This is a genomic window from Mesorhizobium sp. B2-4-1 (assembly GCF_006442185.1).
GTDB lineage: Bacteria > Pseudomonadota > Alphaproteobacteria > Rhizobiales > Rhizobiaceae > Mesorhizobium.
This window is the reverse complement of sequence record NZ_VFVN01000005.1, coordinates 235,210-250,654: the sequence shown is the minus strand read 5'-3', so window position 1 is coordinate 250,654 and position 15,445 is coordinate 235,210. Positions and strand designations below refer to the sequence as shown.

Genomic DNA, 15,445 nt, shown 5'->3' with positions numbered 1-15,445 from the left:
GCTTCTCCCGTTAAACGCAGCGGCGGTAGAAATCCGTCGGTGACTTTTGTGCCGGCAGGCGCATGCCGCAACAACGCGCCCGATCGGGCGCTGCTTGCGCCATGTTCGAACCCTTCAGCTGAAGGGCAGGAACTTGAGCAATTCCAAGAAAAGTGTGTACGGCTTTCCGGGAAAAGCGCGTAGCGCTTTCCCTATGGAATTGCGCAAAACAAAGAGATAGAGCGCTTCGCCGTTTCCGCGAAACGGTGAACCCGCTCTATGTCGATTGGTCCGCCACCACCAACTGGTCCGGCTTGAAGCCGGCATGCTGCGGGGTCCACACATCGCCCTCGCGGTTGAACCAATGACACATATATGTGCCGGAGGCGGCACCGTCGCTTATCGTCATCTTCGGGCCTCCGGACTTCAGCTTGACGACGTCTCCGGTCTTGAAACTGTTGGGCATTTTGACCTCCCATGCTGACGCCGGGAGTTTCACATCAAACCTCGGTCTCGACAATGGCGGATGCATTCGGCCAGCATCGCGATCCACAGTGCCAGGCGGCGTTTTGAGGTCGGGTCTCGGTCCCAGTTGTAGATTCGGTCGCAGTTGCAGCAATGTGTCTTGCCGTTTGTTGTCGAAATTGGATGTTGAAATTCCTGTTCGGCTGGTGGAGATTGACCCTCTGCTGAGTATTGAGCGCGGCTATCGCTTCGGCGATGCTGCCGATCTGGCACCATGAGTTTCGGACGGAGTTCTATCGAACCGTGATCAGAAGCAACAAACAACAGCAACCCGCATGCAGTCTCGTGCCGAATACAGTAGAGTTGCGACATTGAGTGAGAGAGGCTTGAAGCGCTTGGGGAAAAGCGAAGGGTTCCCATCAGAGCGCCGGAGGAAATGATTCGTCACGTTATGGTTGCTGCCTGCCCCAACGATCAAGCCGCTGATCAACGCCGGCTGGCAGGGGGGAGTACATGCCCGGGAAAGCATTGAGAGGAGGCCGGTTTGGCGAAGGCCAAGGGGATCGCTCTGGAGATTGCAGAGCATAGCGCAGCGAATCCCGATGCACAGAAGCCGCTGCGCAAGCGCTTGTTCGATCACCCGCTTCTCGTGGTTAAGCGGAAACTGTTATATCGCCTGCTGCACCCCCAGGCGCCACGGCACCCTGTGCCGCTTACAAAGCCGGTCCTCATCGTAGGCTCCGCGCCGGTCTCACACCCGCCGGTGGGTTTTCAGCGCGATGCTTTCACACTCTTTACCGTGAATGGCTCGCAGACCGTCACGGCCCGCTGGGGGATGGGTACTCCTGACGCAACGTTTCTTTACGTCAACCAGCTTGACGCGACCAAGCCCAACGCTTTGGCCGTGCGCGCCGTCTTGACCGGCCAGGAGACCGATCTGCTCTGGATTGTGCGTGCACACCGCACGATGGAGGAATTGCGCTGCAACATCGCGGCCTTCAACTACCGCTGTCGCGACCTGCGCACGATGACCCGTCACCAGCGCATGGCGCTCTACGAAGCAGTGATGGGTGTGCCCAATTTCGAGATGCATCTGGAGGAGAAGTTCTCGACCGGGATCACGGCGGTCCTTTACGCCTTGCATAACGGCGCGCCGGCCGTGATCATCACGGGTATTGACCCAGGTTCGCACGGCCATGTGTACAACAAACTGAACATCGACCGGATGCACGTCGGTTCCGATCGTGCCACCCTGCTGGCGCTGTTGGCGCTCGGTTTCCCCCTTTATACGAGCGATCCGCACGTGGCGGACTCGCTCGGTCTGCCACTCTGGACAGGCCAGTTCGGGAGATGTGAGGTCCAATAACAACAATCGATGTGGCTTCCTGTGAACTGTCTCAAATGTGAGTGCGACGATCCGCTCGACAGCTCCGTCGTCAAGAGGCGCGATGCCGGTTGCTTGGCTCTTGTCGCGCAAAAACACCATCGACACCTTCAGAGATGAAACGCTCGTGGCAACCCGGACACACGGCATTGCGAATGTGCTTCTGGTCTTCCGCGTGCAGTGCTGCCATGCTAGATTCGTCTAAATTCACATCAGATTATAGAACTGCCACATGATACCAATCTACATTGGCTATGATCCGCGCGAATCCCGAGTTCTAGACGTGGCGCGATGGAGCGCCTATCGGCGGACAAGCACCCCGTTGCAGATACAGCCGCTCGTGCTCAAGGACCTTGTAGCCCAAGGAATCATGACGCGGCCGATGGAAGTACGTGACGGTAAGCTCTGGTGCCCGATTTCCGAGGCGCCGATGGCGACCGAGTTTGCCATATCGCGCTTTGCCGTCCCGTTCATGGGGCAAAGCGGCTGGGCCATGTTCTGCGATTGCGACGTCCTGTTTCTAAAGGATCCGGTCAAACTGCTCGATCTGCTCGATCCTTCCTACGCGATCATGGCGGTCAAGCACCAGCAACGCGAATCCGAAGCGGTCAAGATGGACGGACAAACGCAGACGTTCTATCGCCGCAAGAACTGGTCGTCGGTCGTTTTATGGAATCTGGATCATCCCGCCAACAAGCGGCTGACCAAGGAGATGCTCAATACGTGGCCCGGACGTGACCTCCACGCCTTCAAATGGCTTGAGGACCATGAGATCGGCGAATTGCCCCTGGCGTGGAACTACCTCGTCGGGGCTTCGGCTTCCGAACTCGATCCCGCCGATGTCTCGCTGGCGCATTATACGCTCGGCGGCCCTTGGTTTGCGGGTTGGTCCGGCACCACGCAATGGGACGAATTGTGGAGCCGGGAAGAGAGCATCCTGCGCGCGTTTGAGGAACAGGCGGTTCAGATTCCCGGATGAAAACTCCGCTTTCGGATCTCTTGCCAGCCTTCTCAAAGCCAATTCTTCGCCTGCCCAAGGCCACGGGTCCCGCCTTGGTGATGGGCTCGGCGCCGAATTTTCGCCTCCCGCAGGGACATGATGCCGATTGGGCACTTGTGACCGTCAATGCTTCCCAGCTTTTGGCGGAAACCGTCGGCCTCCCCGTTCCCGATATTGCCGTGATCCGCCGCGGCATTTTTGTCGACGCCAGCGAACAGGATTTCTACAAGCGTGATCTGTTGAGAGGACGGCAGGCAAAGCACCTGATCATCCCGGTTTGGCCTGATGTCGAGGACAAGCTGAAAGCCGGTTGTCGCACCTTCGACTATCATTATGAGACCTTGCAGGCGCTTACCAAATGGCAGCTTGCCAACGTCGTCTGGCAGCTTAGCGGCAAATATCATATGTTCCGCGGCTGGCACCGGAAGATCTCCACTGGAGCCTTCGCGATCATACTGGCGCGTTTCGCCGGCTTTGCCCCTGTCGTCGTCAGCGGGTTTTCCCTGTCCCAGGCCGGGCACGGATACGACACCCGAAACGCCTTTCGATATCACGCCAACGAAGATGCGGCCCTGCTTCGGCGGGTGGTGAGAAGAGGCGAACCGATCTACGCGGAGGACAAAGACTTCGCTGCCGAAAGTGGATTACCCTTGTGGCAGGGGCAGATGCCATGATGGCAACGGCAGCAGTGGCTGGGGAAGTGGTGCCGCTTGCGTGACTCGAACACGCGACCCCATCATTACGAATGATGTGCCAAGGTATTGATACAGATCGACGCGCATCGATTAAGGCATTGATTGTGGCCGAGTTTATCGGCTTTCAGATCGATGGCGATAGGGATGGATACTTGTGCATGAACAACGAATTTGTTACCCATTGTTACCCAAAATCGGGTTTGGAGGTAACGACCGTGCCGAAGAGGAAGCTCACAGACGCATTCATCCGCAACGTCGCGTTGCCGGCGGGAGTTGGCCGTGTCGACTATTTCGATACGTTGCTGCCGAGCTTCGGCGTTCGGGTTTCCGCCAAGGGGTTGAAGACGTTCTTCGTGTTCGATCGCGTCGGCGGCAAGCTTCGGCGCATGGTGCTTGGGCGCTATGCGCCGGATGACTTCGGATTGGCAGCGGCGCGCGACAAGGCGAGGGCCTTCAAGACCAGTGCGGAGCGCGGCGCTGATCCCGTCGCCGAGGCGAAGCACGAAGCGGCTGCCGCAGACGCCAGCACGTTCAGCAAGGCGGTGGAGAGCTTCCTGGCCAATCGCAAGTCACATCTGGCGGACAACACTTATCGCGACTACAGCACGTTCCTCGACGGTCCGGCTGTGGCCGATTGGAAGGACCGACAGCTTGGCTCGATCAGCCGCGCGGACGTGACGGCTGTCCTCGACAAGCTCGATGAGCAAGAGCAGTTCGCGGCGAGCAATAAGGCGGTCGCCTATCTCCGCGTGTTCTTCAACTGGTGCGCCGACCCCGATCGCGGCAACCTGATAGATCACGCGCCGACTGACCGGCTGCGCATGCGCCACAACAACGCCAAGCGCGACCGTGCCTTGGACGATGACGAGCTGGCCATCGTGGCGGCTTCGCTCCGCGACGAGTTGCGCGTCAAGTACGGCGCCAACGATGCGCCGTACCTGGCCGAGCTATGGCGAGATTTCTACACGGTGCTCATGCTCACAGGGCAGAGACGTACAGAGGTAGCCGGCGTGATGTGGAGCGAGCTTCGCGATCTGGACGGCAAGGCACCGGTTTGGGAGCTGCCTGGCAGCCGAACCAAGAACGGTCTGCCGCATCTGGTGCCGCTGGCACCAGCCGTCGTCGCGATCATGCAGAGGCGCAAGGTGCAGGCCATTGCCGAACGCGAGCTGGCGGAAGCGTCGGCGAAGCGCAGCGGCGGCAAGGCGGGGCGCCTGCCGTTCGTCTTTTCGGGCAGCGGCGGCGAGGAAGCGGTGTCTGGTTTCAGCAAAGCCAAGGCTCACCTGGACGCCTACACGGCGGCGCTTTGCAAAGCGCTTGGCCGTCCCGCCCTGCCGCACTGGACCGGCCATGATCTGCGGCGCACGATGGTCACGGGGATGAATGAGCTGGGTATTGCTCCGCACGTCGTCGAGGCCGTCGTCAACCACGTCTCCGGCGCGGCCAAGGCTGGCGTGGCCGGCGTGTATAACAGGGCGAGGTACTTGCCTGAGCGACGGGCAGCGCTGAATGCGTGGGCGGATCATGTCGCGGCCTTAGAACCGACGCGGCGGACCTGACGACCAGGACTAGGCGTTGCCTTCTGTCGCGCTCTCTTCATCGAGGGCATGCGGCACCGGCAGATAGGCATTTGTCTCCAGCCACTCGCGGATAATCCGCGCCACCAGATCGCCCTTAGGGATTCCCATTTCCGTGGCGATCGACGCCAACGCGTCGTCCGTGCGCGGCTCCAGATCGGCGCCGCCGGCATTGCGAAGCCGGATAGCTGCCCGCCGCAGCATGATCGCCAGATCGGCGCGGCTGACATCGGCGATGGCGTCCGATGCGCTCTCCAGTTCCCTGGCAAAAGCGACGCGTGTCATTGCCGCTGCCGTGATCCAAACAGCGCGTCGAGCCGCTGTTGCAGGTGGCCGTTGAGCACGATCATTTCCTTTAGCGCTTTCACGGCATCGCCCTTGTGCAAAGCGATGAACTTGTCCGCCGTCGCTTGAAGCGCGGCCTCCTGGCGGCTGTCGAGCCTGACAATGTGGTCCATTTCATTGTCTCCTAATGGTCCATGCGACAGTGAACAAAATGGGAACAAAATTGTCAAGACCGAATTGACTCTGCAAGGAATAGGTTCCTATTTCATCGCCTATGCCCGAGCAACCGCCCAAGCGCCGCACAACCATCTGGTTCCTTAGTTCCGCCGTCCAGCACGGACAGTTGGTGTGGGTTGACTGCGGTTATTGCCATGACCGATACGGCCGGCGCTATTACGATCCCGGCGACCTCATGAAGCTCTTCGGCGATGTCGACGTGAACCGCCTAAGCCGCACGATGAAATGCGAGCGGTGCGGTCGAAAAGACAACATCGAATGCGATGTCATCGTGCCTGTAGCTGCCGAGCGCGATCGCATGACCGTGCGCCGCCTGGTCAAGATTCAGGTTCGGAAAAGCCCCATCTGGCGCGACGACTAGAACAGCGACCCTTGAGCCGGCGCCCCTCCAGGAAACTTGATCTGCGTGGCTGGCTTCTCGACAATGACCAAGGCATCATCCGGCGCCGTCCGCTGCATGTGCCGGGCTTCGGACCACGGCGCAGTCAGCCAGGTTTCCACCTCGTCCCGAGTAGTCAGGATCACTGGCATAGCCTTTTCGTGAATGCCCGCAACGACGGCGTTCGGCTTGGTCGTCATGAAGCCGTAAAGCTCGAAATCGCCGGGACCGTCCTTGACTTTGCGGACCCCCTGCCAATGCGTCCACATGCCGGCGAAAAAGAACAGCGGCCGGTCCGCATCTAGGGCGAACCAATAGTTCCGCTTGATACCGGTTTCGGGGTCGATCTCGTCTGGATTTGGGCTGGGTTCGGCGAAGCTTGTCACCGGCACCACGCAACGATGCTCGACGCCAACGTATTGCTGCCAGTGGGCATATTGCGGGTTGCGGATGTTGGTCGTGCCGTAGTCCGCCTTGCCCTTCACTCGCTCTGCCGGCGTCGGCAGGCCCCACAACAGCCGGGCAAGCTCGCGCTGGCCGTCCGGCGCATTGCGGACGACCGGCCCTGGCATATTGGGGTAGACATCGAGCGACGGTTCAAGGTTCCCCAGGATGTCCCGCATGGCGCGGGTCCATTCGCGGATGGCGTCTTGGCTAGTGGTGATGTTGTAGAGATTGCACATCTCAAAATCTTTACCTTGCTGCACTCATAATGGGTCAGGAAGCGGCCTTGGAGGGGCAAAATGCGTCCTTTAACCTGGCTAATCGCCCTGATTGGCGGGACGACGATCGGAGCCGCGCACGCGACCGATTTTCTAGATGAGTCTTACAAGGCGCTGTCGCCAAAGCAATTGGATAGCGTTGTGCTTGAGGTGGCGAAAGTTATGCGCGACCCGACTTCCCTTATCTTTCGAGGTTTGACGCACCCGAACACTGGCAGTCCCGTCCTTGACAACGGCGTGGTGTGCGGTTTTGTCAACGGGAAGAACATTTACGGTGCCTATGTCGGCTTCACGCCCTTCGCCAATCAGGGGCCGATTAATGGCTTGGACGCCTTGGTCACGATCGACGCCCCTCAGGCGGATGACCCCGATTACGGAAACGCGCTGCGCAAACACATGATGGATGTGTCGGGCTGCGCGGCAGTTCTGGGCCTATAAGGGGGTGCGCCGGCTGGCGGCATGCGTCACGCCGCTGCGGCGGCGAACACCTCTGACCGAACGATCGGATTGCTCCGTCCCTTCTTCCCGATTTCGATAACACCCTTTTCCAGCAAACGCTCCATTGCGGCTTCGAACTTGGGCGACGGCGTGCCGCACGCAGCAACATGCGCCGCGAACATGGCCGGCGCATAGCCCGGACCTTTCTTCGGAAAGACGCTCTTGCTTTCGGCGGTGTGGATATCGAGCAAATCGAGGAACAGGCGTTCGTCGTCGGCATCCTCCTCTGCGTGTTTCCGGGCGACCTTCTCGGTCACGTCGTCTGCATAAGCTGCTGTGATGGGATCACCTTCGTCATCGATGCCAAGCTCGGCGACGCCGATGCGGAACGCCGGCCGCCAGCCACCAGGCCCGGAAACGCCGTTGCGGTTCTTGCCGAGGATGCCGCTTGTGACGCCGCTGGCCTCGTCTTTCGTCAGATACAGCCGCACGTCCAAAGCGCCATCCAAACTGCCGTGACCGCGCCCACTGTCACCGCCGGCCTTGGTGTCGTGGTGGATGAACACGACGGCACCGGCTCCGTTCTTTATCAGCGCCTTGGCGGCGTCCAGGGCGACGGCCGTGCCGATCTCGTCTTCGCCGACGCCGCTGAATGCGGCGGCCTTTGTGTCGATGACGACAAGGCCCGGCCGCTCGATACGGACGATATCCAGAAGACGCTTGAAATCATCCCCTTCGGGGTCCGCGAGCGCGGTGATGTCCTTTGTCATCATGAAGTCGGGCGCGTCGCCGTATACGCGTTTGAGTGCATCGGCACGATCGGCCAGGCCGGCCGGGTCTTCGGCCGCTACGTACAACGTCTTGCACTTGCGGGTGCGGAGGCCAAAGATGCGCTCGCCGTTGGCGACGCGATGCGCGATGTAGGGACCGATCAGCGACTTGCCGACGCCGGGGTGGCCAATGATGGCACCGATGTCGCCTTCCGACAGAACGCCTTTGATCACGTAGTTGCGGTGCCTGCCCGCTTCGGTCTTGATGTCCTTGTTGCGCAGCACGTATTTCTCGATCTCAGCGCGGGCTTCGCGCTTCTCCTGCACGGCGGCCCTGGCGGCCTCCACCAGCGATTTCGGCACTGGTTTGAGGTCGTCATAGCAAGGCATATCGTCGTTGTTCGGACAATCGATGAAGCCAGCTTCCGAGATCACCTCGATCCCTTCGGCCAACATGCTCCGGCCGTAAAGCGTGTCGAAGACCGGCCACGGCTTGCCGCGAAAAACGTAATCGCTCCAAATCTGGCCAAAGTCGGGCCACCATTCCGCGTCGAGGTCAGGAGAGACTGCCCTTTCCTGATTCGCGTCGTATCTCCCGCCGGCCAGGACGTGCAAGCGCTCGTCGGCATCGGCATCGATGGCCCTGATGACGACCAGCCCGGACTTCTCCACATCAATGCGAGCGCGGCCGGTTGAACTGGATGGAGGCACAATGACGAAACCCTTGTCGGGCAGTATTTCTTGAGTTTTGGCGGGCGATTTGCTACGATAGTCGGTAGACATTTGGAGGACTTCCTTTTCAGGTGTCTTGGGTTGAAAACTTTTGTTCGGCGCGCTGAGCCTCCAAACCGGCGCGCCGAATTTTTTGTATGTGCTTCATCGCGGCAATCATGCTGCCGCATTCCTGTTCTTCGACATCTTGGCCAAGAACAGATCGAGTTCATAAACCAGGCAATCGGATGCCCGATAGAGCACGCCGCGATGGCTCGCGATCTTCGTCGGTCGCGGCCCACGACCATTGCCGCTCCGGGCATTGATCAGGTGTTGCGAGCTGACGCCGAGGTGGGCGGCGGCTTCATTCGTGGTGTAGAGCGGATCATCAAAATCCGCGATGACGTTCGGTGCCATGACGGTCTCCTCTTGGCTTCTGGCCCGAGAGCGCGTTTAAATGCGGTCGCTCTTCGGTCCGTTGGTCACAAGTGATTTGGGGGTCGATCCGATCTGAGGGCGCTCTTTGACCCGCCCGGTCATCGGTGGCTCGGCGGATCGTGCCGAGGTGTTCACCTTCTCCCCGTCACCGGTCCTTTCCAGCATCGAGGCCCCGTTATAATAGCACAAAAGCAAGAAGCGTGCCAAGTCGATTATAAGAGCAACGGTAGCATCGTTGCCTGGTCGCTTTTCAGGGGATGCGAACATCCCGGAACCATGTTCGCATGTGCGATCATCCTGATTTATGTTCGCACGGCGAAAAACCCTTCCGGCGCAAGGCTTTGAGGCCAGTGCGAACATCGTTTGCGCGATCATCCAAAAAACATGTTCGCACATGTTCGCATCGACGCCGCGCAAAGCCCTGCGCCATAAGGCTTTGAGGCCATGCGAACATCCCGAAATGCGAACATGCGAACACCCTATATAGACGACCTGATGTTCGCCTTGGCGGCGACATCGGTTGCCCGCCATCTGGGAAATCAACAGAGAGGCGCGAAGCCCTAATCGCTTGGCCTCATAGCCTGAGTCCTAGCCCCGCCGCGTCGGCGGTATGGGGCGGGACGGCACGGGGAAGACGGCAATAGGCGCGGTAGCGGATAGGCGAGACGGCTAAAGACGCGAAGCGGCAACGACTGCGCGTGGCCTTGTGAAACATCCTTTCGTTTGGCTAATGTCGATCTCACGGACGGGGGACCGGTAATGTTGCAGGCGATAGGGGCGATTTTCCGCGCGATAGGGTTGTTGATCTACTACATCGCCGTGGGAATATATCTGTTCCTCCGATCCGTGTTCCTTCTCACGCAACACCTGCAACGACGGCGCGACGCCATTGACGCCCGAAATCAAAATGCAGAGCTACGACGGCTACGCCTCAAAGAAGCGCGCCGCCGGGATCAGGATCGCCGAAGTTGAAATGTGAGGATCGCTCACTTTTCGTCACCCGGATTTCCAATACCACTACGCGTACGCGCAGGAAGACAGCGCAACGCCAAAGCGCAGAACGCGCGTCCTATGGCCGCTCGGGCCGTGGAAAGGCCTGCGTGCAAGCCTCCGGCTCAGCCATGTTGTGGGTGGCATAGATCAGGCAGCGCACAGCCATTGCGCGCAGGCTATTACGGTGATCGGTCCAAAGCGTGCTTGCCAAATTGGCAACTTGCAACATGACGATTGCGGCAATGGCGATTTTCATCTTTCCCCCCCGGCCGGCGCGGCCCCCAAATTCAGCGCATCAATCCCACGAAATGCCTGCCATCGCCACAGGCAGCCCCGCCAGCGCGTATGCAGGCATTCCGCCGCTCGTCCGCACTGTCGAGGCGCAAGCCGCGCCCTAGCCCGCGTCTTCCGCCTTCACGATGGCAGCGAGCCGGGCGACCGTACCGCGACTGGCCTTAGTCGCGGCCTCGATCTCTTTCCACGGCTTGCCCTCCCGCAGCAGCCGCTTGACCAATTCGTTGCGCTTCGTGTCCTCCTGCCGGCCGCGATAGACGCCCCTGGCCTTCCCCTTCACGATACCCTGGGCCTGCCTGCGGCGGCGGTCGTCATAGTCCTTGCGGGCGATGGCGGCGAGCATGTCGAGCATCATGTCGTTGATGGCCGCCAGGCAGCGCGCCATGAAGTCGTCGGGCGCGGCGCTGGCCCACTGCCAGGACGTTGGCAGATCGAGCGCGACGACGCGCACCTGCTTTGCCTTGATTTCGGCTTTCAGCCGTTCCCAATCGGCGGCATTGAGCCGGCTCAAACGGTCCACCTGCTCGACCAGCAGCATGTCCCCGGGCTGACAATCGGCAAGCAGGCGGAACAGCTCCGGCCGCGCGAGCTTGGCGCCGCTCTCATTCTCGACATAGCGGGCCGCGATCTTCAAACCGCGCTCCACCGCGAAGGCGTCAAGCGCGCCAGCGGCGCGCGTGGCATCCTGGTCTTCTGTGCTTGCGCGCAAATAGGCTCTTACAAACATGATCCGGTTTCCTTCCTTGGTTTGAGATTAAGTGTTCAAGCATGCCGTGCCAGCGAAGCAAGCACGACACGCCAGAGCCCTTATGAGAATTCGGCGCAGATGATGCCAACAACAGCGGTAACGTGTACTTCCAATCCAGGCGCGATGTAGTGGACAAAGACAACAGAAACGGACAGAGCGGCTAAGCAATGGTGCCTGTGCGCGTTGAAGAACTTTTGAGCACGACGCATAGTGTTCATGGCTCAATCCTCCACACCGCAGGCGGCCAGAAACCGGTTTGCCTGAAAACGGGGATTGGTGCCGCACAGCTCACGGGCGAAATGCCGGGCGATGTTGAGCTGGTCGCCGCCGCGCGCCGGCATGTCGCGGATGATCTTGGCGATCGTGGCGAAGTGCCGATGCTCAAAGCGCGCCGTCTGCGCGTTGAGGTCTTTGCGGTTAGCTGTGGTAAGATTGGTGCTAGTCATGATCCTGGCCCTCCAATGGCCGGTTTGTGATTAGGCATCGATTGGCGTTAGCGCGCCGGTCGATGCCGCCCTAAAGTTCAATTAGGGTAGGTCAATTAAAGAACGCTAATTAGGGTATGTCAAGAATTATTTTTCAGGCCGGTTCGGAAGGTCGATTGGCGCATACCCTATTCGACCGGGCTTATCGGCCGGCTCGCAATGTTGCACCGCACACTGCAACCAGACACCGCACTGCCACTTCTTGGAAGGCAAGCGCATTTCCGGCGTCGCAGCAATTTCCTCGATCAAACGAAGCATGCTAAATCGCCGGAGGGGAGGTGGCCGGTGCCCTACCCCAAGCTTTCGGTCTCGCTGTGAAAAACCGGCATACCCCGATAAAAATTAGCGCGCCTCGCGCGCGGGCCGCCGCTGCCCCTTGGTGGCAGGCCGACGGCCAGTTCGCGCCGCCTCGCGCGCAGGTAAGCCGACCCCGATCGAACCAGTATCCCGACTTGCTGTATCACCGAAGCACTGGCGAATGCATCGGCACGCGATGCGATCCGTTTATCCGTTCAATGCGGCTTGCCTTCGAGCTGGACTGAAGCCAGCAGTCTTAGAGGCTTTACGCCCGCCGTGCGGTGCGCCGCTTCGTGAGACCGAGGAATCGCTGGCGCTGCCGCCAGCGCGCACGGCAACGAAAGCAGCCGCTGGAACGTGGCATAACCGATGCATGCAGGGGTGGGCCGAATACTCCGCGCTTCGAAAAGACTGTCTGGCCCACCGAAATAGTTCTTCACACTGACCTTCTCGCTATTGCCGGTCCGGCCTTCCCGATGCACAAGCTAAGCGCATGGCCATTCTCGACAATCCGATCCTTAATACCCCCTTCGCTGCGCCTGCAAAGCACTGGCTGTTGGACAATACTGGTAAGCCGACAGGCGAGATTGTCGAGGAAAGGCGACGTTCCGAATATATCGTCGCGGTCGCCACGCCCAAACGCAAACGCGGCGGGCAAGAAGAGCTTATCTTCGCCGAGGAGACAACAACCGAGCGGCTAGCGAACGACCGCATAAACGCGATCCGAGCGGAAGTTGATCAGTGGCGTATTTCGCCCGAAGCCAACTGGGGCGTAACCTACGAGACGGCGCGGCTTCTTAAGCATTGGCGCGCGACCGATCGAGAGCGCCCGCTATTTTTCTGCCAGGCCGAGGCGGCCGAAACGATCATCTGGTTGACCGAGGTCGCCCCGCGCAACCCTGTACATGCCAAGCACGTCGAATATTTTCGCGGCATTAGCGAAGCCGCCAATCCCGGCCTGTCCCGGCTGGCGATGAAACTGGCGACTGGTGCGGGAAAGACAACTGTCATGGCGATGCTGATCGCGTGGCAGGCCATTAACAAGGCCCGCCGACCGCAGTCGAAGACCTTTACCGACGCCTTCCTTATCGTGGCGCCCGGCATCACCATCAAGGACCGCTTGCGGGTGCTGATGCCCGAGACAGTCAATTCAATCTACGAACGGCTGTCGATCGTTCCGCGCGACATGATGGACGATTTGAAAAAGGCTCGGATTGTGGTCACGAACTTCCACGCCTTCCAGCTCAAGGTGAAGACCGAGATCAGCAAGGGCACACTTGAGATACTTCGCGCTCGCGAAGATCCCGATGAGTTCGACGCCCGCTTTCGGGAAACCGAGGCGGATATGGTCAAGCGCGTCATGGCGCCGCTTATGGGTCGGCGCGGCATCATCGTGATAAACGACGAGGCACACCATTGCTACGAAGCGCCACCAGCTAGCGCGTTGGGACCGGTAGCGCGGTCGGAGGAAGAGAGCCAGGCCGAGGCGGAAGCGGAAGCCGAACAGGCGCGCAAAGAAGCTCGCCTCTGGATCAACGGCATTCGCGCCATCGATCGCGTGATCGGCGTGAAAACGGTTTACGATCTTTCGGCGACACCGTTCTTCCTGCGCGGCTCGGGACAGGAGGAAGGCAAGCTCTTTCCTTGGGTTGCGTCCGACTTCTCGTTGATCGACGCGATCGAGGCCGGAATCGTCAAGGTGCCACGGGTGCCGACGCACGACGACGTGGTAAAGCGGGACGAGCCAATCTTCCGCCATGTCTACAAACACATTCGTGACAGTTTGCCGCGAAAGGGCCGTCGCAAGTCCAAGGCCTTTTCGCCTGACGAGTTGCCGGCACAGCTCGAAGCGGCGTTGAAGGCGCTCTACCGTGATTACGCGGCGCGATATGAGGAATGGACCGCGAAAGGCGCTGAGACGCCGCCCGTGTTCATAGTCGTCGCCAACAACACGTCCACATCGAAGCTGATCCACGACTGGATCGCCGGCTGGTGCGAGAATCCCGACGAAGAGGTCGTGACTAGGCGCCGCTGGCGGGCCGGCAATCTGCCCCTGTTCAACAATGTGGAGAATGGCAAACAGCTCAACCGCCGACGCACGATCCTAATCGATAGCCACGAGCTGGACAGCGGCGACGCGATTTCGGACGCTTTCAAAGAGGTCGCGGCCGACGAAATTGAAGCATTCCGGCGCGAGCTTCGTCGCACCCCCGGACGCGATGCTGATGCAATGACTGATGCCGACTTGCTGCGCGAAGTGATGAATACAGTGGGGCAGAAGGGCAAACTTGGCGCGCCTGTGCGCTGCGTCGTTTCGGTGTCAATGTTGACAGAAGGCTGGGATGCGAACACCGTCACCCACATTCTGGGCTGCCGCGCGTTCGGAACACGTCTGCTGTGCGAGCAGGTCGTCGGCCGCGCGCTACGTCGCGTATCCTACGAACCCGATGACCACGGCATGTTCCGGCCGGAGTATGCCGAAGTGCTTGGGGTGCCGTTTGATTTCATGCCCGCCAATTCGGCAAAAGACTTTTCGCCGCCCAAGCCACGAACACGAGTGTTCGCTGACGAGAGCCGCGCCGCACCGGAAATCCGGTTCCCCCGCGTGCTCGGCTATCGCGTGCAGTTCCCGAAGGGTCGGCTTAACGCCACGTTTGTCGAGGATAGCCGAATGCGGCTTGGCGCGGACACGCCGATCCCTAAGGAAACCGAGATCGACCCGCTGGTCGGTGCAGGCATCAAACTCGACCTGGGCGAGCTTGATGCAATCCGACCGCAAACCGTGGCTTATATGCTAGCGAAACGCGCGCTGGAGCGCTGGGCATTGATGGCCGAAAATATGGGTGGAGAGCCCTTGTTTCTGTTCCCACAATTCCTGAGTGTCGCTCGACGCTGGCTGAGTGAATGCCTGCAGTTGGCCGATGGTCGCGGGGCGGGTTGGCTGAGCCTTGCCGGCTATCGCGATGAAGCGGTCGATCGTATCGTGCGCGCATGCGCCAAAGCGCTCGACCGCGCGGGCAAGGAGGAAATCTTGCCCGTCATGCAGCCGTTCGAACCAGAGGGATCGAGCCGCCTCGTGGATCTTCACACGGCTAAGACAACTTTGCTCGCGACCGATCCGATGAAATGCCAAGTCAACTATGTTGTTTATGACAGCGACTGGGAAGCCGCGTTTGCTGAAAGATTGGAGCGCATTCCAAGAGTGCGAGGATACGTGAAGAACCACGGGCTTGGCTTCGAAGTGCCCTATCTTTTCATGGGCACGGAGCGGAGCTACCGACCCGACTTCATTGTCCATTGGGATGATGGCCAACCGGATCCGCTGCAACTAGTCGTCGAGATCAAAGGGCGGCGTGAGGCCGAGGATGAGGCAAAGGCAGATACCCTACGCTCCTATTGGCTTGAGGCGGTAAACAACGACGGGCGCTTCGGGCGCTGGGGACCGCCAATCGAAATTATTAGGCCGTTCGATATGGCTCAGGCATTGGAGACGATCGTGAACGCGTTCGAGGCGGCCTTGCCTGCCACGCCGGCGATGGCTGCTTAAC

The 15,445-nt window shown here is 60.0% G+C and carries 16 protein-coding genes; 7 read left to right on the top strand and 9 right to left on the bottom strand.

Going from position 1 to position 15,445, the window contains the following annotated elements:
* Positions 1-256: 256 nt before the first annotated feature.
* Positions 257-445 carry a DUF2158 domain-containing protein gene (locus FJ949_RS15525; protein ID WP_140496939.1) on the bottom strand — a complete coding sequence of 63 codons (189 nt, stop codon included), beginning with the start codon at positions 443-445 and terminating at the stop codon, positions 257-259.
* A 543-nt stretch (positions 446-988) separates the two neighbouring features.
* Between FJ949_RS15525 and FJ949_RS15520 the strand changes: the two genes are divergently transcribed.
* From FJ949_RS15520 to FJ949_RS15500, 4 genes are all read left to right on the top strand, one after another.
* The gene (locus tag FJ949_RS15520) at positions 989-1,810 is read left to right on the top strand and encodes a membrane-anchored protein (protein WP_224646590.1); all 822 of its coding nucleotides are present in this window, start codon (positions 989-991) and stop codon (positions 1,808-1,810) included.
* Positions 1,811-2,210: 400 nt separating this feature from the next.
* Complete coding sequence (locus tag FJ949_RS15515) at positions 2,211-2,807, top strand: hypothetical protein (RefSeq protein ID WP_224646591.1); 597 nt, start codon at positions 2,211-2,213, stop codon at positions 2,805-2,807.
* An 80-nt stretch (positions 2,808-2,887) separates the two neighbouring features.
* A complete protein-coding gene (locus FJ949_RS15510; protein WP_224646608.1) occupies positions 2,888-3,502 on the top strand; it encodes a hypothetical protein in 615 nt (204 codons plus the stop codon).
* Positions 3,503-3,681: 179 nt separating this feature from the next.
* The gene (locus tag FJ949_RS15500) at positions 3,682-5,082 is read left to right on the top strand and encodes a site-specific integrase (RefSeq protein ID WP_181173148.1); all 1,401 of its coding nucleotides are present in this window, start codon (positions 3,682-3,684) and stop codon (positions 5,080-5,082) included.
* Between the two features lie 9 nt (positions 5,083-5,091).
* On the opposite strand, the gene FJ949_RS15495 is transcribed toward FJ949_RS15500, so the two are convergent.
* Positions 5,092-5,385 (bottom strand): hypothetical protein, encoded by a 294-nt coding sequence (locus FJ949_RS15495; protein WP_140496930.1) that lies wholly within the window; start codon positions 5,383-5,385, stop codon positions 5,092-5,094.
* The gene (locus tag FJ949_RS15490; RefSeq protein ID WP_140496928.1) at positions 5,382-5,558 is read right to left on the bottom strand and encodes a hypothetical protein; all 177 of its coding nucleotides are present in this window, start codon (positions 5,556-5,558) and stop codon (positions 5,382-5,384) included. Before FJ949_RS15490 ends, FJ949_RS15495 begins: the two co-directional genes overlap by 4 nt.
* A gap of 239 nt (positions 5,559-5,797) precedes the next feature.
* Between FJ949_RS15490 and FJ949_RS15485 the strand changes: the two genes are divergently transcribed.
* Positions 5,798-5,983 (top strand): hypothetical protein, encoded by a 186-nt coding sequence (locus tag FJ949_RS15485; RefSeq protein WP_140496926.1) that lies wholly within the window; start codon positions 5,798-5,800, stop codon positions 5,981-5,983.
* Here the strand turns inward: FJ949_RS15485 and FJ949_RS15480 are convergent.
* Complete coding sequence (locus tag FJ949_RS15480; RefSeq protein ID WP_140496924.1) at positions 5,980-6,684, bottom strand: SOS response-associated peptidase; 705 nt, start codon at positions 6,682-6,684, stop codon at positions 5,980-5,982. The genes FJ949_RS15485 and FJ949_RS15480 overlap by 4 nt on opposite strands.
* A gap of 60 nt (positions 6,685-6,744) precedes the next feature.
* Here FJ949_RS15480 and FJ949_RS15475 point away from each other — a divergent pair, with 60 nt between their 5' ends.
* A complete protein-coding gene (locus FJ949_RS15475; protein WP_140496922.1) occupies positions 6,745-7,161 on the top strand; it encodes a hypothetical protein in 417 nt (138 codons plus the stop codon).
* Between the two features lie 26 nt (positions 7,162-7,187).
* Here FJ949_RS15475 and FJ949_RS15470 read toward each other — a convergent pair whose 3' ends face one another.
* The 5 genes from FJ949_RS15470 to FJ949_RS15450 form a co-directional block, all read right to left on the bottom strand.
* On the bottom strand, positions 7,188-8,714 hold the full coding sequence (locus tag FJ949_RS15470) for an AAA family ATPase (protein WP_140496920.1): 1,527 nt from the start codon (positions 8,712-8,714) through the stop codon (positions 7,188-7,190).
* Positions 8,715-8,819: 105 nt separating this feature from the next.
* Complete coding sequence (locus tag FJ949_RS15465; protein ID WP_140496918.1) at positions 8,820-9,059, bottom strand: hypothetical protein; 240 nt, start codon at positions 9,057-9,059, stop codon at positions 8,820-8,822.
* A gap of 1,090 nt (positions 9,060-10,149) precedes the next feature.
* The gene (locus FJ949_RS15460) at positions 10,150-10,329 is read right to left on the bottom strand and encodes a hypothetical protein (protein ID WP_140496916.1); all 180 of its coding nucleotides are present in this window, start codon (positions 10,327-10,329) and stop codon (positions 10,150-10,152) included.
* A gap of 138 nt (positions 10,330-10,467) precedes the next feature.
* Positions 10,468-11,094 (bottom strand): recombinase family protein, encoded by a 627-nt coding sequence (locus FJ949_RS15455; protein WP_140496914.1) that lies wholly within the window; start codon positions 11,092-11,094, stop codon positions 10,468-10,470.
* Positions 11,095-11,336: 242 nt separating this feature from the next.
* Positions 11,337-11,561, bottom strand: coding sequence for a hypothetical protein (locus FJ949_RS15450; RefSeq protein ID WP_140496912.1), 225 nt, complete (start codon positions 11,559-11,561; stop codon positions 11,337-11,339).
* A gap of 829 nt (positions 11,562-12,390) precedes the next feature.
* Between FJ949_RS15450 and FJ949_RS15445 the strand changes: the two genes are divergently transcribed.
* Entirely contained in the window at positions 12,391-15,444 is a 3,054-nt protein-coding gene (locus FJ949_RS15445) for a DEAD/DEAH box helicase family protein (RefSeq protein ID WP_140496910.1), read from the top strand.
* Position 15,445 lies beyond the last annotated feature (1 nt).